The 18,475-nt window shown below is 62.7% G+C and carries 18 protein-coding genes; 9 read left to right on the top strand and 9 right to left on the bottom strand.

From position 1 onward, the window contains the following. Position 1 precedes the first annotated feature (1 nt). Positions 2–1,501, bottom strand: a complete 1,500-nt coding sequence (locus YUO_RS0131880; protein WP_028350871.1) for an AMP nucleosidase — start codon at positions 1,499–1,501, stop codon at positions 2–4. 119 nt (positions 1,502–1,620) lie between these two features. Here YUO_RS0131880 and tenA point away from each other — a divergent pair, with 119 nt between their 5' ends. Then, on the top strand, positions 1,621–2,292 hold the full coding sequence (gene tenA, locus YUO_RS0131885; protein WP_028350872.1) for a thiaminase II: 672 nt from the start codon (positions 1,621–1,623) through the stop codon (positions 2,290–2,292). A 118-nt stretch (positions 2,293–2,410) separates the two neighbouring features. On the opposite strand, the gene YUO_RS0131890 is transcribed toward tenA, so the two are convergent. The 3 genes from YUO_RS0131890 to YUO_RS0131900 form a co-directional block, all read right to left on the bottom strand. Continuing rightward, positions 2,411–3,424, bottom strand: a complete 1,014-nt coding sequence (locus YUO_RS0131890) for a transketolase family protein (RefSeq protein ID WP_028350873.1) — start codon at positions 3,422–3,424, stop codon at positions 2,411–2,413. Further along, a complete protein-coding gene (locus YUO_RS0131895; protein ID WP_028350874.1) occupies positions 3,421–4,269 on the bottom strand; it encodes a transketolase in 849 nt (282 codons plus the stop codon). The genes YUO_RS0131890 and YUO_RS0131895 overlap by 4 nt, the downstream gene beginning before the upstream one ends. A gap of 71 nt (positions 4,270–4,340) precedes the next feature. Further along, positions 4,341–5,093: an SDR family NAD(P)-dependent oxidoreductase gene (locus YUO_RS0131900; protein ID WP_028350875.1), complete on the bottom strand. Its 753-nt coding sequence runs from the start codon at positions 5,091–5,093 to the stop codon at positions 4,341–4,343. A gap of 165 nt (positions 5,094–5,258) precedes the next feature. On the opposite strand from YUO_RS0131900, the gene YUO_RS0131905 reads away from it, so the two are divergent. Further along, positions 5,259–6,146 (top strand): LysR substrate-binding domain-containing protein, encoded by an 888-nt coding sequence (locus tag YUO_RS0131905; RefSeq protein WP_028350876.1) that lies wholly within the window; start codon positions 5,259–5,261, stop codon positions 6,144–6,146. Between the two features lie 36 nt (positions 6,147–6,182). Beyond that, positions 6,183–7,544, top strand: coding sequence for an NAD(P)H-dependent oxidoreductase (locus YUO_RS0131910; protein ID WP_028350877.1), 1,362 nt, complete (start codon positions 6,183–6,185; stop codon positions 7,542–7,544). A gap of 288 nt (positions 7,545–7,832) precedes the next feature. On the opposite strand, the gene YUO_RS42390 is transcribed toward YUO_RS0131910, so the two are convergent. From YUO_RS42390 to YUO_RS0131930, 3 genes are all read right to left on the bottom strand, one after another. Continuing rightward, a complete protein-coding gene (locus tag YUO_RS42390; RefSeq protein ID WP_051379738.1) occupies positions 7,833–9,029 on the bottom strand; it encodes a S8 family serine peptidase in 1,197 nt (398 codons plus the stop codon). Positions 9,030–9,293: 264 nt separating this feature from the next. Beyond that, a complete protein-coding gene (locus YUO_RS0131925) occupies positions 9,294–10,064 on the bottom strand; it encodes an anti-sigma factor (protein WP_028350879.1) in 771 nt (256 codons plus the stop codon). Beyond that, a complete protein-coding gene (locus tag YUO_RS0131930) occupies positions 10,061–10,588 on the bottom strand; it encodes an RNA polymerase sigma factor (RefSeq protein WP_028350880.1) in 528 nt (175 codons plus the stop codon). Before YUO_RS0131930 ends, YUO_RS0131925 begins: the two co-directional genes overlap by 4 nt. Before the next feature lie 296 nt (positions 10,589–10,884). Between YUO_RS0131930 and YUO_RS42395 the strand changes: the two genes are divergently transcribed. From YUO_RS42395 to YUO_RS46690, 4 genes are all read left to right on the top strand, one after another. Continuing rightward, positions 10,885–12,204: an efflux RND transporter periplasmic adaptor subunit gene (locus YUO_RS42395; protein ID WP_156908857.1), complete on the top strand. Its 1,320-nt coding sequence runs from the start codon at positions 10,885–10,887 to the stop codon at positions 12,202–12,204. Next, positions 12,201–12,959, top strand: a complete 759-nt coding sequence (locus YUO_RS0131940) for an ABC transporter ATP-binding protein (RefSeq protein WP_051379740.1) — start codon at positions 12,201–12,203, stop codon at positions 12,957–12,959. The genes YUO_RS42395 and YUO_RS0131940 overlap by 4 nt, the downstream gene beginning before the upstream one ends. 97 nt (positions 12,960–13,056) lie before the next feature. Then, entirely contained in the window at positions 13,057–14,160 is a 1,104-nt protein-coding gene (locus tag YUO_RS0131945; RefSeq protein WP_430649575.1) for an ABC transporter permease, read from the top strand. A 94-nt stretch (positions 14,161–14,254) separates the two neighbouring features. Further along, the gene (locus YUO_RS46690; protein ID WP_156908858.1) at positions 14,255–14,545 is read left to right on the top strand and encodes a hypothetical protein; all 291 of its coding nucleotides are present in this window, start codon (positions 14,255–14,257) and stop codon (positions 14,543–14,545) included. 98 nt (positions 14,546–14,643) lie between these two features. Here YUO_RS46690 and YUO_RS0131955 read toward each other — a convergent pair whose 3' ends face one another. Then, complete coding sequence (locus YUO_RS0131955; RefSeq protein WP_051379741.1) at positions 14,644–15,426, bottom strand: DUF6065 family protein; 783 nt, start codon at positions 15,424–15,426, stop codon at positions 14,644–14,646. Positions 15,427–15,646: 220 nt separating this feature from the next. Here YUO_RS0131955 and YUO_RS0131960 point away from each other — a divergent pair, with 220 nt between their 5' ends. Further along, positions 15,647–16,702, top strand: a complete 1,056-nt coding sequence (locus YUO_RS0131960) for a sugar phosphate isomerase/epimerase family protein (RefSeq protein ID WP_028350884.1) — start codon at positions 15,647–15,649, stop codon at positions 16,700–16,702. Positions 16,703–16,715: 13 nt separating this feature from the next. Beyond that, a complete protein-coding gene (locus YUO_RS0131965) occupies positions 16,716–17,891 on the top strand; it encodes a Gfo/Idh/MocA family protein (RefSeq protein ID WP_028350885.1) in 1,176 nt (391 codons plus the stop codon). A 106-nt stretch (positions 17,892–17,997) separates the two neighbouring features. Here YUO_RS0131965 and YUO_RS0131970 read toward each other — a convergent pair. Further along, positions 17,998–18,475: hypothetical protein (locus YUO_RS0131970; protein WP_028350886.1), on the bottom strand; the 478-nt coding region annotated here is incomplete at its 5' end.

Raw genomic sequence — 18,475 nt, forward strand, 5'->3', positions numbered from 1 at the left:
CTTACTGGAAGGCCGTTTCCGAGAAGTTTCTGAGCTTGCGCGAGTGCAGCCGCTCCAACGGCATGTCCGCCAACTTCTCCATCGTGCGGATGCCGATGGTCAGATGCTGGGCCACCTGCCGCTTGTAGAATTCGGTGGCCATGCCGGGCAGCTTCAGTTCTCCGTGCAACGGCTTGTCGGATACGCACAGCAAGGTGCCGTAGGGTACGCGGAAGCGGAATCCGTTGGCGGCGATGGTCGCCGATTCCATATCGAGCGCAATGGCGCGCGACTGCGAGAGCCGCTGAATCGGACCACGGCGGTCGCGCAATTCCCAATTGCGATTGTCGATGGAGGCGACGGTGCCGGTGCGCATGACGCGCTTTAAGTCATATCCCGATAGCCCGGTCACTTCCGCCACGGCCTCCTCGAGTGCAACCTGGATTTCGGCCAGCGCGGGAAGGGGCACCCATAGCGGGAGATCGTCGTCGAGAACATGATCCTCCCGCACATAAGCGTGGGCCAGCACGTAGTCGCCCAGCGCCTGGGTATCGCGCAATCCGGCACAGTGCCCGAGCATGAGCCACGCGTGTGGTCTGAGCACGGCGATATGGTCGGTGATCGTCTTGGCGTTCGCGGGCCCGACACCGATATTGACCATGGTGATGCCTGCGTAGTCCGGCCTCTTCAAATGATATGCCGGCATCTGCGGCAGACGCGCCGTTGTGACGCCGGCCGGCCGCTGTTCGCCGCGTCTGATGATGACGTTGCCGGGCTCGACGAATTCGGCATAGCCGCTATCGCCGTTCGCCATCAGGTCCCTGGCGCGAGCACAGAACTCGTCGATGTAGAATTGGTAGTTGGTGAACAACACGAAGTTCTGAAAGTGGTTGGGGCTGGTGGCCGTGTAGTGCTGCAGGCGATGCAGGGAATAGTCGACGCGCTGCGCGGTGAATTGCGCCAGCGGCCTTGGCCGGCCGGCCGGTGATTCGTATGTGCCATTGGCGATCTGATCGTCGGTTCCATCAAGATCTGGAACGTCGAACAGGTCTCGGATCGGTCGCTTGATGTTCCTGGCGGCGGCGCCGTCAACGTAGGTGCCTTCCTGAAAAGCAAAATGCAGCGGGATGGGGGTTTCCGATTCCGATACGACGACCGGAACGCCATGGTTGCGCATGATCAAATAGAGCTGCTCGATGAGATAGGTTTCGAACAGGTCGGGCTGGGTGATCGTGGTCGAGTAGTGCCCAGGCGTCGGCATGTGGCCATAGGACTGACGAGAATCGACCTGGGTGTATGAACTCGTGGTGACGCTGATTTCCGGATAAAACGCCCGGTATCGCCGGTTACTGTCGCTGCCAGCCGCGAGCGCGGCGAAGGAATCGCGCAGGAACTGGGTGTTTCGGGCATAAAGTGATCGCAAAGCCGCGACCGCCTTGCGCGCGTCGTCGAAGCTTTGCCGCACGAAGGGCTCTGGTGTGGCTATTGGCCCGATGGCTTGGGGACGACCATGATTCTTCATGACCCTAACGTAGTATCTTGGACCCGCCTTGGGGAGGCTTGGTAAGGGAACCTTCCCGGCCCACGGCGCGTCAGCAGTAGCGACAAGACGTTCCTGGAAAGCAAACCCGGTAAGAGATCATGAGTTTCTTCGAGCGCCTAAAGACAGCCGCATCCGCCGAGTGGCGGGCCTACACCGAACATCCCTTCACGAACGGGGTGGCGGATGGATCGCTCGCCGAGGCGGCGTTTCGTCACTACCTCGTCCAGGACTACCTTTTCCTTATCGAGTTTGCCCGCGCCTACGCGCTCGCCGTCTACAAGTCGCCCAAGCTTGCCGACATGCGTGAAGCGGCCGCCGGCCTCTCGGCCATCCTCGACGTCGAGATGAACCTGCACGTGAAGCTCTGTGCCGGCTGGGGCCTGTCGCCCGGCGATCTCGAACAGGCCCCGCCTGCCGTCGAGATGCTGGCCTATACACGTTACGTACTTGACGCTGGAATGCGCGGCGATCTGTTGGCACTCAAGGTGGCGCTTGCGCCTTGCGTGATCGGCTACGCGGAGATTGCGACGCGGCTTGCGTCGCGACCCGATGCGCTCGCTGCAACGAATCCATATCGCGTCTGGATTGCCGAATATGCCGGCGCGCCATATCAGGAGGTCGCGGCGAAAGCGCGGGCTCATCTGGAGAATCTCGCCGATCTCTACACCACGCCCGCCCGCGAGGCCGAGCTGATCGCGATCTTCAAGGAAGCTACGCGACTCGAATCGGACTTCTGGGAAATGGGCTGGCGCGCGGGCCAGCGTGCATAGTAGTCAGTGACAGCGTACTGCTGTTTGGCTTCCAAGTTGAGCGAGTGCGACGGTCGTCGAAAGCGGGCCGCCCGCCCGATCCTGCACTCCCCTTGCCGGGAGCTGCAGCGTTCTGAGGCTATTTCAGCCACCCTTTGACCCTGGCGCAGAGCGCTTCCGTCGATATGCCGTAGCGGTCGTGCAGCGTTGGCAGCGCGCCCGCCGCGAGGAATTCGTCCGGCAGACCGATCATGCGAAAGGCCGGATGCACGCCCTTGCGCATCAGCAAGCCGGCGACGGCCTCGCCCAGGCCGCCATTGACCGTGTGGTTCTCGGCAACCACGACGAGTCGGCCGGGCTTTGCGCAGCAGGCCAGGATCGTCGCGGCATCGAGCGGCTTGATTGTCGGGACGTGCAGGACGCCGGCATCGATACGGTCGCTCACCAGCGCCTTCGCGGCTTCCAGCGCGCGCATCGTCATGATGCCCGAGGAGATGAAGAGGACCTCGTACCCGTCCCGCAGCAGCTTGGCCTTGCCGAGCTCGAAGCTGTAGCCGTACTCGTCGAGCACGAGCGGAACCTGCCCACGCAGCAGGCGCATGTAGACCGGGCCCTTGTGGCGCACCATTGCCGGCACGACCTGCTCGATCTCGTGTGCATCGCAAGGATCGATCACCACCATATTCGGCATGGCGCGGAACAGGGCGAGGTCTTCGGTCGCCTGATGGGAGGGACCATAGCCAGAGGTAAGTCCCGGCAGCGCGCAGGCGATCTTCACATTGCGGTCCTCCTCCGCGATCGTCTGGTGGATGAAGTCGTAGGCGCGGCGCGAGGCGAAGACGGCATAGGTCGTCGCGATAGGCGTGAAGCCTTCCGCTGCCAGTCCGGAGGCGGCACCGAACAGCAACTGCTCCGCCATCCCCATCTGGTAGTATCGATCGGGAAAGGCCTGCGCGAAGATGTGCAAGTCGGTGTACTTGCCGAGATCGGCGGTCATGCCGAGGATCGAGCCGTCCTCTTTCGCCAACTCGACGAGCGCGTGGCCGAATGGAGCTGGCTTGGTTCGCTGCCCTTCGCCCGCGATCGAGGCGATCATTGCCGAGGTGGTCAGGCGCGGCTTGCCGGCGTCGGTTTTCGGAGCTGCGGGCTTCATGAAGGCTTCCTCTCGTCGAGTGCATCGAGCGCAAGCCGCCATTCATGGGATTCCACGCGGATGAAATGGTTCTTCTCGCGCGCCTCCAGGAAGGGCACGCCCTTGCCCATCAGCGTGTCGGCGATGATCATGCTGGGCTTGCACTGGCCGTGCTGCGCCTTGGCCGCATCGAAGGCGGCGCGCACCGCCGCGAGATCGTTGCCGTCGATGCGCTGGACGAACCAGCCGAAGGCCTCGAGCTTGTCCTTTAGCGGCTCGAGGCCCATGACCGTGGTCGAGGGGCCGTCGGCCTGCTGGTTGTTGACGTCGACGATGGCGATAAGGTTGTCGAGCTTGTGGTGGGCGGCGGACATGATCGCCTCCCAGACCGAGCCTTCGTCCAGCTCGCCATCCGAGAACAGCGTGTAGACGCGACTGTCGGAACGTTTCCGCTTGAGGCCGAGGCATTTGCCGACCGCGATGGACAGCCCGAGACCGAGCGAGCCGCCCGACATCTCCATGCCGGGCGTGTAGCTCGCCATGCCGGACATCGGCAGGCGGCTTTCGTCCGAGCCATAGGTTTCCAGCTCGTCCTCCGGAATGATCCCGGCCTCGATCAACGCTGCGTACAGGGCAATTGCGTAGTGGCCGTTGGAGAGAAGGAAACGATCGCGCTCCCCCCAGCCGGGATCGTCGGGTCGGTAGCGCATGGCATGGAAATAGGCGGTGGCCAGGATGTCGGCGACATCCAGCGCCTGCGCGATGTATCCTTGCCCCTGGACCTCGCCCATCAGGATGGCATGGCGCCGGATATTCCAGGCACGGCGTTCAAGCGAAACGTTGTGGCCGAGTGGAGCGGTTCTCATGAGTACTGAGCCTTCTTAAGGGGGGCATTGGCGACAGTGGCGAATCGCCGGCCGGAGCGGACGGCTGGAGCTCAGCCGTGGATCAGCATGCCGCCATTGACGTCGATCACCGCGCCCGTGACGTAGGCCGAGAGGTCGGAGGCGAGGAACAGGTAGATGCCCGCCACGTCGCTCGCGTCGCCGAGCCGGTTGAGCGGGATCCCCTTGATAATCTCCCTGCGCATCTCCTCGGTCAGTTTGCCGCCGGTGACGTCGGTCTGGATCAGGCCTGGCGTCACGCAGTTCACGCGGATGCCGTCCGGCCCGAATTCGCGCGCCATCGCCTTGGCGAGCCCGAGCACGCCCGCCTTCGCCGAGGAATAGTGCGGCCCGCCGAAAATGCCGCCGCCGCGTTGCGCCGACACGGAGGACATGCAGGCGATCGAACCCTGCTTGCGCGCCTGCATATGCGGGATGAAGACCTGGCTCAGGAACAGGACGCCCTTGCAATTGATGTCCTGGATGCGATCCCAGCTCGCCTCGTCGATCTCCAGCGTCTTCACCGGCTGGGTGACGCCCGCATTGTTGATCAGGATATCGAGCTGACCGAAAGCCTTGATCACCTTGTCGGCGGCGGCCTGACAGGACGCCTTGTTCGCGACATCGCAGCCGAGGCCGATATGCTGCGGGCCGAGCTCGGCGGCGGCCTTTTGCGCGGCCGACTCGTCGATATCGAGGATGGCGATGCGCGCGCCATGGCTCGCGAAAAGCTTCGCCGTGGCCAAGCCGATGCCGCGGGCGCTCGCGGCGCCGGAAATCGCGGCGGTCTTGTTTTGAAGCAGCATTTCATCCCTCGAACTGGTGTGATTTTTATTGCATGATACTGACTCGCCTTTTCCCATGGGAAAAACGCAAAAATTGCGCTATTTGATGAATTGAATTCATCCTGCTGGCCTCCTCGCGATGGTCGGCCGATGTCGGCAATTATCAAACGTCGTCCTGAGGAAGACATGAGACGCTTGCCGCTTTCCGCGCTCCAGGCCTTCGAGGCCGCAGCCCGGACGGGCTCCTTTCGGGCAGCCGGCGAGGAACTCGGGATTTCGCCGAGCGCGGTCAGCCACGCGGTCCGTAAGCTCGAAAGCCTGATGGGTGCGGTGCTGTTCGACAGGCAGAGCCGTGCCGTCCATCTCAACACGGCAGGCGAAGCGCTGATGCGCCACGTCGCGTCTGGCTTCGACGAGATGCGGCAAGGCATCGAGACCGTCGGCTCGCGCTCCGGCAACCTGCTGCGACTGCACTGCGCACCGTCCATGGCCGCGCAATGGCTCATGCCGCGCTTGCGAGACCTCTTGGCCAAGCAACCCGGGCTCGAGGTGCGGCTTGCGGCCGGGGTCGACTATCCGCGGTTTGAGCACGACGAGTTCGACGCCGACATCTGCTACGGGCCGCCGCGGCAGGAGGGATTGATCGTCATCCCGCTCGGCGAAGAGACCGTCAGTCCTCTCTGCGCGCCGGATCTCGCAGCGCAGATCACCTCAGCGAAGGATCTCCTCGACGCGAAGCTCATCGAAAGCGACAACAAGCGCGTGCGGTGGAATAGCTGGTTCGATGCGAACGAGATCGCTCCTCCGGTTCCCCGTGGCTCGCGCTTCGACCGGTCTTTCATGGCTATCGCCGCAGCCGTCGACGGACTCGGCGTCGCCCTGGAATCGACGCGTCTAGCGGAGCGGGAGATTGCGGCTGGTCAGCTCGTCGCTCCGCTCGCTGGGCGGGCGAAGGACGTGGGCTATGTCGGGCACTACCTCGTCTTTCCGCGCGTGGCCAAGGCCCGCCGAGCGGTCCGGATGTTCACGCACTGGCTGACGCAGGAGTTGAACCTGCCTCCGCCAAAGATCTGAAACAGGGCAGCGCCACTTAATGACTGGAGAGACATCGTGAACCTCTACGCAAAACTCCTCGAACGCGAAGCAGAGCGACGCCCGATCAAGGTCGGGTTGATCGGTGCGGGAAAGTTCGGCGCGATGTACCTTCATCAGGTTCTGCGTACGCCCGGTGTGCATCTCGTCGGCATCGCCGATCTATCGCCATCTCATGCGACCGAGAACCTGAAGCGCGTCGGATGGACCGAGGAGCGGTACGGCGCCGTCTCTCTTGATGATGCCCTTGAGAATGGCACGACCTTCCTGACCGACGACTGGGAAGCGCTTGTCGAATACCATGGCATTGACGTGATCGCCGAATGCACTGGTAATCCGGTGGCTGCCGTCGAACACTGTCTAGCGGCATTTTCGGCTGGCAAGCCGATCATCAACGTAACGGTCGAAGCTGATGCGTTCTGCGGACCGATCCTGGCGCACAAAGCCAGGCAGGCAGGTGTGATTTACAGCCTTGCCTATGGCGATCAACCGGCTTTGGCTTGTGATCTCGTTGACTGGGCGAGGGCATGCGGCTTCCCAGTGGTCGCAGCTGGTCGCGGTCACAAATGGCTGCCGCAATATCGGGAATCGACGCCTGAAACGGTGTGGGATCACTGGGGGCTGACCGGCGAGCAAGCTGCACGCGGTGGCATGAACCCGAAGATGTTCAACGCTTTCCTTGACGGATCGAAGCCGGCGATCGAATCCGCTGCGATAGCGAACGCGACCGGCCTACAGGCGCCCTCGCAGGGGCTTGCGTTCCCTCCGGGATCAGTCGACGACATTCCCACGCTGATGCGCCCCCGCTCGGAAGGGGGGGTGTTGGAGGCAAAGGGTCAAGTCGAGGTCGTGTCCTGCCTCACGGCCGACGGCGTTCAGATCCCCAACGATATTCGAAAGGGCGTCTGGGTTTGCTTCGAAGGCGATAGCGAGTACATCCGCAATTGTTTCGAGGAGTACAAGGTTGTCACGGATCCGACCGGCCGTTACATGAGCTCCTATAAAAAATGGCACCTGATCGGTCTGGAACTCGGAATATCGGTGGCAGCGATCGTACTTCGCGGCGAACCGACAGGTGTAGCAACGAGCTTCAATGCCGATGTTGCCGCTACCGCAAAGAAGGATTTGCGTGCGGGGGATGTACTCGATGGGGAAGGAGGCTACACCGTCTTCGGAAAGTTGACGCCCGCCAGCACGTCGCTGGCGAAGGGATATCTGCCGCTAGGTCTTGCGCACAATGTGCGAATGATCCGGCCAGTGGCCAAAGACTCCTGCATCACCTGGGCTGATGTAGCGATCGACGAGACGCTGCCCGCCGTGCGTATCCGACGGGAGCAGGAGGCGCTCTATTCCCCGGCCGCTACACGAAGACGCGCCTAGCTTGTTGCTCCTTGTCACCCATCACCAGGCGGCAAAGCGATCATTCGCAAGAAGGGCCCTGAGGACAGATGGTGCAGGTTGATCGTATCGACTAGATGGTGGCGTCCTTTCCAAGTGACAATTCGCTGAAAGTTATTGAGGTGATCAAGCACCATATGAGGGCCTGGTGACGGGTAAGCGTAGGGCGGAGCAAGTCATGCCCGCGTTGGTTGGAGATGTGTCCAATCTTCTGCCAAAGTGCTGCGGCTAGCCAGCGACCGAACGGGGCGGGGCTGGCCATTTCCTCCTTCATCGCGCGAAGGAGGCTTCGGAGCGACACGCGGAGCCGAACTGCACGAGGCCGTTGCCGTAGACGACGTCCTTTCCAGGTTCTCCAAGATCAATTGCCTGCCCGATGAGAGCCGCAACGCTGGCTTCGGTTGCGCGTGCGGATTCGAGATCATCGCGCGGCGTAGCTGCCTTGTCGGCCGGCGGGGCATGGTTTCCAAGGTGAGCCAGTGCCAAGCGCGCGGCAACAAATGGCGTGGCGAAGGAGGTGCCCGTGTGCTGCCGCAGCTTGCCGTCGCCATCGCGGAGCGCAAGGTCGACCCCGGGCGCGGCGAGCCGGATATGCGGCCCACGAACCGCCCGCTTGTAGACTGTGAGATGCTTATCGACCGCGGTCGTCGCAATGGCCCAGGGATACGCCGCCGGGTAGCGCGGCTTGGCTGCGGCGCCGTCATTGCCGCTGGCAGCGACCACGATGACGCCGCGGGCCTGAGCACGTTGCCCTTCCGTGTCCAGAACCTCGTTCGCTGCTCCCGCGAGGCTGAGATTGATGACCGCAACACCGCGGTCGACCAGCTTATCCATCGCCGATACGAGATCGAAGGTGTCGATCTGGTCCGTGCCGTTTTGCGAATGGAACGCATCGATCGCTATGACCCGAGACTTCGGCGTGAGTCCTGGGAAAACGCCGTCGCCGAGCAGGAGCGTCGCAACTGCGGTGCCATGACGTGTGCTCGACGCCTGCCGGTCGGGCGCGCGCTGCGTAATCAACTCCAGTCGCTTGCTTGCAAGGCCAGCGTGTTGCGTATCGATGCCCGTATCCACGAGCCCGATGGTGCCCAAGTCGCCGCAATTCTCGAGCGATCGCCAATCGACCGCCGCCAACGGATCGGCAAATACGTTACGTGGTGTCGAGCGGCCGCCTTGCATCTGAAATCGTTGGGCATACAGGGCGTTCTCATCGACGGCCTTTCCCGGTGCGATTTCACGCAGCGATGCCAGCGCCCGTTGCTTCGAAGTGCGGCGCGGCGGTCCGAGACGGAGTAAACTGCCTCTGCCGCCACTCAGCGTGCGTTCGGCGATGACGCGAAACCCGCGGTCACGCACGGCTTGGGCCTGCGTAGCGTCAACTCCGGAAATGACATACTCGCGCTCCCGCGCGGCGCGGCGCGGCCTCGCGCCCGATGGGAAAGCGAACGGAAAGCCACGAAACGGCAAGAACTGTCTCGAACTCCTAGGGCTCCAATTGCTGCCGACGGGGGGCCCTCCGCCGCCTGCTCCACCACCTCCATCACCACCGCTCCCTCCACCTGAACCGCCGCCACCGTCATCAGCGAACGCGGGCGTGAACAGCGCAGGGTATGTTGGGGACTGACCGACCACGGCGAAGCCTAGAAATAGACCGACGAGAGTCGGGAATGAACGGCAAGCAATCACGGTCCTCATGGTCAGGTTGCCTCCGGGCTAATTTCCAGATCTGCGCTAGGGCCGGGCGAGAGCCTTGCGCTCTGCATCACCGGTCAGAACCTCCTTGGTGCCGAGCGCTTCGAGGAAGTGATCTGCCGTCTGAGCACTGCTTGCGGTCGAGAATGCTCCGCCCGATGAAATGACGACGAGATGGACACGCCAGGCGCCATCCCTCAGGCAGGCGACGCGTGTCTGCTGTGTTCCAGTCGTCGCCGTCGTGAATTCGCGGCAGATGGAGCTATCCTCCATCTGATGCGTCGACACGATTGTGATATCGGTGACCGCCGCCTCCGAGCCACTGCGGACTTGTCGGGACTCGCCGCTCGCGAGCTGGAACAGTAGATCTGATACGGGCGACGATACCGCGATGCTGTCCATCGGGCTATGGCTCGCGAGCCTGTCACGCTGCTGAAGCCCGCTTAACGCAAAGCCGACCACACCGCCGGCAACAAGTGCGATCGACGCGGCCAACGCCATCGCCTTGAAGCGATCGGGCCGCCGCGCGCCGCGGGTTGCGGCCGCTTCCAGGGACACGACGTTGGGCTCAGCCACCTGATCGGCTTTTGCCAAGGCGTCGCCCAGCCTGCGAGCCGCAAGCACAAGGTGCTCGGGTATTGCATCGGTGCCGGACTCCTCGGACAGCAGCGCTCGCGATTCTGCGAACGACGCAAAGCGTGCCGCAAGCTGAAGATCGTGGCGAAGGACCTCGCGCACGCGTGCCGCCTCTGCGGGCTTAAGCTCACCATCCGCCAGCGCCATCAGGGTCTCGTCGGTGATCGCGGTCATCTGGGGTTCTTCAGGTTAGCGACGCTTGCCATGGATTCGTTGTGATCGAGCCCCGCCGCAAGGGCGAGCCTGGCGCGCGCGAGACGGCTCATGACGGTTCCGATCGGCGTGTTCAGCCGCTCGGCGGTTTCGCGATAGCTTAGGTCATCGATGCAAACCGATTGAACCACGGCCCGCTGCTCGCCGGGGAGCGCGGCAAGCAGTGCCTCGACGTCGGCAAGCGTGATGCGGCTGTCGGCTACGACGCGGCCGTCAGAGCCGGAAAGCTGCTCGGCGTCGTGGAGTGTGGTCCGATCGCCGCTGACCTTTCTGTGTCGGATTTGATCGATCCAGAGATTTCGCATGATTCTGAATATCCACGCATCAAGCCGCGTGCCCGGCTCCCACAACGATCGCGACCGCAGCGCGCGCTCGAGCGCAGCCTGCACGAGATCATCCGCGTCTTCTGCTTGACCGGTGAGCGATCGTGCGAACCGACGGAGGCGGGGCAGCAAAGCAACTAGCTCATTGCCGAAATCGCTCATTTGTCCCGTCTCGACATCGATGCATAACGCGGCATTGCAATCTCCCCTTCGCAAGCTAGCAACTTGAGTTTCCGACAGCCACGTTCGCCATGCTTATCGCTGTACGACAAAACGCCGCGTCAGCCATGGGAATAGGTAGCACACACATCCGTTTGACACGGGTGCGGATGGAACCGTGTCCTTCTTTGCGATTGACCACGCGCGCCTGCGCGGGGTGATCCGCATCCATGTCTGGAATAAGAGGCTGCCCATGACCGTTGAAGGAGCTCATCCGGATCATCCGACGGAGCGCGCCGATGTTGCGATTTCTCACGTCCGAACAGATGCGGGCCGATGACTCTCGCGTCCGCGGAGCCGACATGCTTCGCCGCGTCGATCTGCATCGCGGCAAGGGACGGCGAAGCGTAGCCAGGGGCTCGGCCGGCGTCGCAATCGTGGCGGCCGCGCTCATCATTGCGTTCGGCAAGACCGATGCACCGGCAACGGTTGAGGCGCAATACACTGTCAAGCCGGCCTTTCACGGCAATCTTGACGTCAAGATTCCCGCGACCGGCACCGTAGAGCCCGTGCGGATCGTCGAGGTTTCGACGGAACTGTCCGGCACGATCAAGGAAATCTTTGTCGACTACAACGACAAGGTCAAAGCCGGGCAGCTTCTCGCGGTGCTCGACGACGAGGTGGCCAAAAAACAGCTCGCCCGCGCACGCGGCGCACACGCACTAGCGCAGGCACGGGAGCGCGAGGCGCGTATCAATCTGGCGATGGCCGAAAGCGAGCAGGGCAGAAAGCAACGCCTTGCGGAACGGCAGGCGATCAGCGAACGAGATCTGGAGCTAGCGATCGGCGCTTTCAGAAAGGCCGCCGCTTTGCTCGAGGTGCAGGCGGCGGAGCTCCACATCGCCGCGGCGGAGGTGGATCTAGCCACGACAAACCTGGATAAGACGCGCATCGTCGCGCCCATCGACGGCGTTGTGCTTCGGCGCAATGTCGAGCGCGGCCAGGTGATCGCAGCGTCGTTCCAGTCACCGGTTCTGTTTCGCATTGCCGCGGACCTCGAGCACATGCAGGTCAAGGTCGATGTGGATGAAGCCGACGCGCTTTCCGTGAAGCAGGGGCAACACGCACTCTTCAAGAGTGACGGCCTGCGCGATCGCCAGGTCCCAGTCGTTGTCGAGAAGATCTATCTTGGGCCCGAGGTCGTGCAAGGCGTCGTGACCTACAAGGCCATTCTCGGCTTTAAGAATGACAAGCTTCAGCTCAAGCCGGGCATGACGACGACCACTGAGATCAAGGTCGCCGAGCGTCGCAACGTGCTTCTGGTGCCGAATGCTGCCTTGCGGTTTGTTCCTTCCGCAGAGCCGGCTGGCGAGCGGCCCGCGCCGGTTGGACTGGCCGGCGTCGCGAGTCCGGCTCAGGCCGCATCTGGAGCGCCTCGCGCGACAGCGTCCGAACAACGCCAGCCTGATGTCCGGCGTCTGTACAAGCTCGTTGGCGGCAAGCTCAAACCCGTTCTCGCGCAGGTCGGCGAGACCGACGGCTTGTACACCGAAATCCTCAACGGCGAGGTTGCGGCGGGCGACAGCATCGTCGTCGACAAGGTCCCGGTGCAACCATGAGTCCAATTTTGAGGGACGGAGAGGCTCATCGGCATGTCGGAGCGGACTGCTCCGCGCCGCTGATCCGCCTTGAGCACGTCGTACGCGCGTATGGGCGCGGTGCAGCCGTCGTGACGGCCCTTGCCGGCGTCGACCTCACGATCACCCAGGGTGAGTTCGTCGCCGTCGTCGGACCCAGCGGTTCTGGCAAGTCGACATTCCTGAACATCATTGGTTGCCTCGATACACCGTCCAGCGGACGGTATCGGTTCAAGGGCATCGATACCGGCACGCTAGATGTCACGGGTCGAGCGATGATGCGGCGAAGCTCGATCGGCTTTGTGTTTCAGCGCTTCCATCTCATCAAGCGTGCGAGCGCGCTCGACAACGTCGAGCTTCCCTTGCTTTATCAGAGCGTGCCGCGCGGCGAGCGCCGCAAATCCGCGACCGCCGTCCTGGCTGCAGTCGGTTTGTCCCAACGGCAGCACCACACGCCGGACCAGCTCTCGGGCGGCCAGCAGCAGCGCGTTGCGATCGCTCGCGCGCTCATCACCCGGCCCGACCTGCTGATCGCGGACGAGCCGACGGGCGCCCTCGACAGCGTGACTGGCGCCGAGATCATGCAGCTCTTGAAGCAGCTCCATCGCGAACGCGGCACAACCGTCGTCATCGTCACTCATGATCCGTCGGTGGCGAGCCAGGCGAGCCGCACGATCTGCTTCACGGACGGCCACATCAAGCCGGAGCACTTCGATGATGCCGGTTCCCGCACATGACATCCTGCGCCCGGCGGCTGCAAGTCTGCAGCGCAATGCGCTTCGCTCGGTGCTGGCCGCGCTCGGCATTGCCGTCGGCGTTGCTGCTGTGGTGGCGATGGTGACGATCGGCCGGGGCAGCCGTGCACAGGTCGATGCGCAGATCAGTCAGCTTGGCATGCAATTGCTGACGCTTCGGGTCGGGCAGGATACCCGTGGCGGCAAGGGAGCGCAGATCGAGGCGAAGCCGATGACCTACGCCGATGTCGAGGCGGTACGTGGGTTTCAGAGCGAGTTGCAGGCGGTCGCCCCGATAGCATCCGCTTCCGTCCGTGTCGTCTCGCGGCAGGCAAACTGGGTTGCCGCCGTCACCGGCGCCGACAACGAGTTCTTCGCCGCCCGGCGATGGGAACTCGCATCGGGGCGAATCTTCTCCGGGCAAGAGATACAGGCGGGCAGGAGCGTGTGCATCATCGGCGCCACGGTTCACGACCGGCTGTTTGGCGGCGGCGCTGCACTCGGCGAGACCATTCGTGTCAAGAGCGTGCCGTGCGAGGTGATCGGCGTCCTGCGCCTTCGAGGGCAGTCCGGGCTGTCGCAAGACGACGACAACACCGTCGTCATGCCGCTCGCCAGCTACCAGCGTAGAATCCTGGGCGCGAGGGATGTTCAGGCGATGTTGATCCTCGTCCGCGAAGGGATCGACACTTCGCATATGAAGAGCCGGGTCGAGGAACTGATGCGCGAACGGCGGCGCGTCGCCGACGGCCAGGATGATAACTTCCATGTGCTGGAGATGCGGCAGCTCGCCGAAACCATGGCCGGTACGTCACGCACGATGACCGCGTTGCTGTCTGCGATCGCGGCGATCAGCTTGCTGGTCGGGGGCATTGGTATCATGAATATCATGCTGGCGTCGGTTGCGGATCGAACCGCGGAGATCGGCATTCGCCTCGCGATCGGTGCGCTGCCGCGGCAAATCCTGGCCGAAGTGCTTGCGGAGGCGGTCTTGCTCGCTGTCGCAGGCGGCCTGGCGGGCATCCTTGCCGGCGTGGGGCTTGCCGCCGCTGCACGCGGATACTTGCAGATTCCGCTCATCGTCGACCCGGCAATTGTCTTGCTCGCGGTCGCCGTATCAACCGCCATCGGCATCGTGTTCGGCTATGTGCCGGCGGCGAAGGCCGCAAAGCTGGACCCGGTCGAGGCAATCAACCGCGAATAGCCATTTCAGCAGAAAGGGCCCGTTGCCGGGCCCTCTCGCTCCTTGGATGATGACAGCCTCGACGCAGTCCGGTCAGCGCCAGCGGTAGCTCGAATTGGACGAGCTGTTCGAGCTGGAATTCGAAGAGCTGTTCGAGCTCGAGTTCGAGGAGCTGTTGGAGCTGGAATTCGAGGAGCTGTTCGAGCTTGAGTTCGATGAGCTGTTGCCGGCCAGAATGATCTGCCCGGTTTCGGCCTTCACCGCCTTGACTGCCTCGACCGTGGGGTCGAGCGGCACTCCGATAGCGGCCTTCGCGCCGGTTGCTCCGATCGCAAGCGCAATCGCAGTTGCGGTGAACATGGCTTCGCGCTTCATGACTAGAACTCCTTCTTTGGGGTTGCGATAAAGGGATCGATGCTCTCGGTCCCTTTTAAGCAAACGAGGCGCGATGAGAGCTTATTCCGAGTAGTCTACGACTCTCGGAAGCGTGATGCACGGGGCCGCTCATCTCTTGGCGCGTGCAAATTTTCGGTACCATCCCTCAGAGGCGAGCGTATTTCTCAGGATACGTTCGCGCGTTCTTCCCTCATCTTTTGTCTCGACTGCCACCATTGGTGCGAGGGGTTCCTGCAAGGCGCCCTCCTTGCGCAACTCGAGCTCGGCTTCGCTGCGCTTGAATGGAATGACCTGCACGAGCGGCGTGCCTTTCTCCACGACGTGCACGCCGTCAGAACCCGTCGCGATGAACGGGAAGTTGATCAGCGAAGCGTAGGTGTCGGTGTCAACCACGCCAGCCAGGATCTCGACTGGCAGGTTGGGCCGATTGAGCGGTGCGAGGAACAGGCAGCTCCAACCTGGCGGCGTCTTGATCATCCAGTAATTGTGAAATTTCATTGGCGGCCTGTCGGCCAACGGGTGACCGTTGATCTGATAGCTGCCGTGATTGCTGACCATCACCCGGTCGAATTCCCAGCCAGCGTCAACCTTGCGGCCTTGCTCGCTGATCTGCAGTCGTACCGTCGCTCCAATCGGCAGGATGTAGCCGAGCGTCATTGCATCGAAAAAGGGCATGCAGCGTTTGACGGTCAGCCCGTTATTGGTTGGGGAAAGAACTGATCGATCGACGGCTGGAATTCGCCGGAACCATTCCGGCAGCGCGAGCTTTGCCGGTACCGGCTCGGCAAGGACCCCATAGTCCTCTGGCTGGCAAAGGAACTGGATCGAGGCGTCTTTGCTAGTCTGAATTTCGGCGTCGGGCTGAGCGCGGTGTTCTCTGCGGAATAGCATCGTCGGCTCCTCATAAGCTTGGCCATGCTGGAATAACGGCGCTGCTCGTCCGTTATTCCGCGGCCTCGCTTTGTTCGATGCGCCAAGTGCTCATCGCTGCAACGTTCAAGAGCTTCCACTACTCCCGGTGTCGCAGCGCATCGACCAACAGGTCGAACGCACCGATGACTGGCGGCTAAGCGGATAGTAAAGTGATACCCCGACAAACAAGGAGCCTTTCATGAAGATGATCAAGGGACCAGGGATATTCCTCGCTCAGTTCGTTGCCGACGCCGCGCCGTTCAACTCCTTCGACGCGATCTGCGAATGGGCCGCCTCGCTTGGCTACGAGGGAATTCAGATCCCGAGCTGGGATGGGCGGCTCTTCGACCTCGGCAAGGCCTCGGAGTCCCAGGACTATGCCGATGAGGTGAGGGGGATCGCAGCCGGTCACGGCCTTTCCATCACAGAACTCTCGACCCATCTCCAGGGTCAGCTCGTCGCGGTTCATCCGGCCTATGACGCAGCATTCGACGGCTTCGCCGTGCCGGAGGTGCGGGACAATCCGAAGGCGCGCACCGAGTGGGCCGTCGACCAGGTCAAGCGCGCGATCCGCGCCTCAAGGCGCCTCGGGCTTACGGCGCAGGCGACCTTCTCCGGCGCATTGGCCTGGCCCTATGTCTATCCCTGGCCGCAGCGTCCGGCAGGCCTCGTCGAGGCCGCCTTCGACGAGCTCGCCAGGCGCTGGCAGCCGATCCTTGATTATGCGGAGGAGCACGGCATTGATCTCGCTTATGAGATCCATCCAGGCGAGGATCTGCACGACGGTGTCTCCTATGAGACGTTTCTCGAGCGAGTGAATGGCCACGCGCGCGCGAACCTGCTCTACGACCCGTCGCACTTCGTGCTGCAGCAGCTCGACTATCTCGACTACATCGATATCTATCACCAACGCATCAAAGCCTTCCACGTCAAGGATGCGGAGTTCAACCCGACGGGCCGCCAGGGAGTCTACGGCGGGTTCCAGAGCTGGGTCGATCGTGCTGGGCGATTCCGCTCGCTGGGCGATGGTCAAGTCGATTTCGCCGCGATCTTCTCCAAGCTCACACAGTACGATTACGGCAGTTGGGCAGTGATGGAATGGGAATGCGCGCTGAAGCATCCTGAGCAAGGCGCGCGCGAGGGTGCCGAATTTATCAAAAGAAATATCATTCGGGTCACGGAGAAGGCCTTCGACGATTTCGCAGGTTCCGGCACCGACGACCAGATGAACCGCAAGATGCTTGGCATCTCCTGAGCGAGGAGGAAGAATGGCTATTGAGGCAAGCAGCGAAGCCGGCGGTCATGGTCGTATCCGGTTAGGCATGGTTGGCGGCGGCCAGGCATCTTTCATTGGCGCCGTTCACCGCATTGCCGCGCGTATCGACGACCAGTTCGAGTTGACAGCCGGCGCGTTGGCGTCGGATCCGGTGAGAGCCAAGGCCTCGGCGAAGGAACTCGGTATCGCCAACGACCGCGCCTATAGCTCCTTCGAAGAGATGGCGAAGGCGGAGGCCGCGCGCCCCGACGGGATCGAGGTGGTTTCGATCGTGACCCCCAACCACCTGCACGGCCTGGTCGCCAAGGCCTTCCTTGAAGCCGGCATCCACGTCATCTGCGACAAACCGCTGACGACGACCGTCGCCGAGGCAGAGGAATTGGTGGAACTGGTCAGGAAGACGGGCAAGGTCTTCGTCGTGACCCACAACTACACGGGCTATCCCATGGTCCGACAGGCCCGCGCCATGGTCGCGAACGGCGATCTCGGCGAAATCCGGCTGGTGCAGGCCGAATACCTGCAGGATTGGTTGACGGAGCGAATAGAGGCAAGCGGCCATAAGCAGGCCGCGTGGCGCACGGACCCGACCCGATCCGGCCCTGGCGGATGCATCGGCGACATCGGCACCCACGCCTACAATCTCGCCTGCTTCGTCACTGGACTTCAGCTTGACGAACTGCTCGCCCAGCTCTCGACCTTTGTCGGCGGCCGGCGTCTCGACGACGACGTCCAGATCCTCCTCAAGTGGAAGGGAGGCGCCAGAGGTATGCTTTGGGCGAGCCAGGTCGCGGTCGGCAATGAGAACGGCCTGACGCTGCGCGTCTATGGGACCAAGGGCGGCCTCGAATGGGTACAGGAAAATCCGAACCATCTCTGGTTCACCCGCTATGGGCAGCCCAAGCAACTCCTCACCCGCGGCGGTGCCGGCGCCTTGGTCGAGGCGGGCCGTCTCACCCGCGTGCCGGCGGGGCATCCCGAGGGTTACCTTGAGGGGTTCACATCAATCTATACTGAGGCAGCGCGCGCCATCCGCGCAGCACAGACCGGCAAACCGCCCGATCCGGCGGTGATTTTCCCGACCGTCGAGGATGGCCTCGCCGGCGTGAAGTTCATCGAAGCTGCGGTGAGCTCATCCGCAAGCAATGGCGCCTGGGTTCGGATCACGTAAATGCCGACGCGGTCTGTCAGGCTGATCTTTCGCACCAGCCTAAGATTTTGCGCGAACTAGATGGGATTTGATCAGGAGGGAACGAACCAATCCTGCTCAGGCTTGGTCATCGCCAACGTCGAAAGATGACGCTGGCGTTGACGCCGCCGAAGCCGAAGCCGTTCGAGATCGCATGCTCCATCGTGACGCGCCGAGCGTGACGGGCCACGAGGTCGACGCCTTCAGCGGCCGGGTCGCCATTTTCGAGGTTAAGAGTGGGCGGCGCGACCTGGTCGCGTAACGCGAGGATCGTGAAGATTGCTTCCGCTCCCCCGGCTGCGCCGAGCAGATGACCGGTTGCCGATTTGGTGGCGCTCACGGCGATCTTTCCGTCGCGGCCGAACACGGCTTTGATTGCTTCCAGTTCGGAAAGGTCGCCAACCGGCGTCGAAGTGGAATGGGCGTAGAGATGCTGGATGTCACCGGGCTTAAGGCCGGCCTGCCGCAAGGCGCCTTCCATGGCGCGGCGCGCGCCGTCGCCGTCCTCGGGTCCTGACGTGATATGGTAGGCATCAGCGGTCGTGCCATAGCCGGCGATTTCGGCG

Source organism: Bradyrhizobium murdochi (assembly GCF_000472965.1).
GTDB lineage: Bacteria > Pseudomonadota > Alphaproteobacteria > Rhizobiales > Xanthobacteraceae > Bradyrhizobium > Bradyrhizobium murdochi.

What these genes read in the sequence shown, in the direction of transcription:
- YUO_RS0131880 (WP_028350871.1), bottom strand. Translation starts at nt 1,501, where the DNA reads ATGAAGAATCATGGTCGTCCCCAAGCCATCGGGCCAATAGCCACACCA.
- tenA (WP_028350872.1), top strand. Translation starts at nt 1,621, where the DNA reads ATGAGTTTCTTCGAGCGCCTAAAGACAGCCGCATCCGCCGAGTGGCGG.
- YUO_RS0131890 (WP_028350873.1), bottom strand. Translation starts at nt 3,424, where the DNA reads ATGAAGCCCGCAGCTCCGAAAACCGACGCCGGCAAGCCGCGCCTGACC.
- YUO_RS0131895 (WP_028350874.1), bottom strand. Translation starts at nt 4,269, where the DNA reads ATGAGAACCGCTCCACTCGGCCACAACGTTTCGCTTGAACGCCGTGCC.
- YUO_RS0131900 (WP_028350875.1), bottom strand. Translation starts at nt 5,093, where the DNA reads ATGCTGCTTCAAAACAAGACCGCCGCGATTTCCGGCGCCGCGAGCGCC.
- YUO_RS0131905 (WP_028350876.1), top strand. Translation starts at nt 5,259, where the DNA reads ATGAGACGCTTGCCGCTTTCCGCGCTCCAGGCCTTCGAGGCCGCAGCC.
- YUO_RS0131925 (WP_028350879.1), bottom strand. Translation starts at nt 10,064, where the DNA reads ATGACCGCGATCACCGACGAGACCCTGATGGCGCTGGCGGATGGTGAG.
- YUO_RS0131930 (WP_028350880.1), bottom strand. Translation starts at nt 10,588, where the DNA reads ATGAGCGATTTCGGCAATGAGCTAGTTGCTTTGCTGCCCCGCCTCCGT.
- YUO_RS42395 (WP_156908857.1), top strand. Translation starts at nt 10,885, where the DNA reads ATGTTGCGATTTCTCACGTCCGAACAGATGCGGGCCGATGACTCTCGC.
- YUO_RS0131940 (WP_051379740.1), top strand. Translation starts at nt 12,201, where the DNA reads ATGAGTCCAATTTTGAGGGACGGAGAGGCTCATCGGCATGTCGGAGCG.
- YUO_RS0131945 (WP_430649575.1), top strand. Translation starts at nt 13,057, where the DNA reads ATGGTGACGATCGGCCGGGGCAGCCGTGCACAGGTCGATGCGCAGATC.
- YUO_RS0131955 (WP_051379741.1), bottom strand. Translation starts at nt 15,426, where the DNA reads ATGCTATTCCGCAGAGAACACCGCGCTCAGCCCGACGCCGAAATTCAG.
- YUO_RS0131960 (WP_028350884.1), top strand. Translation starts at nt 15,647, where the DNA reads ATGAAGATGATCAAGGGACCAGGGATATTCCTCGCTCAGTTCGTTGCC.
- YUO_RS0131965 (WP_028350885.1), top strand. Translation starts at nt 16,716, where the DNA reads ATGGCTATTGAGGCAAGCAGCGAAGCCGGCGGTCATGGTCGTATCCGG.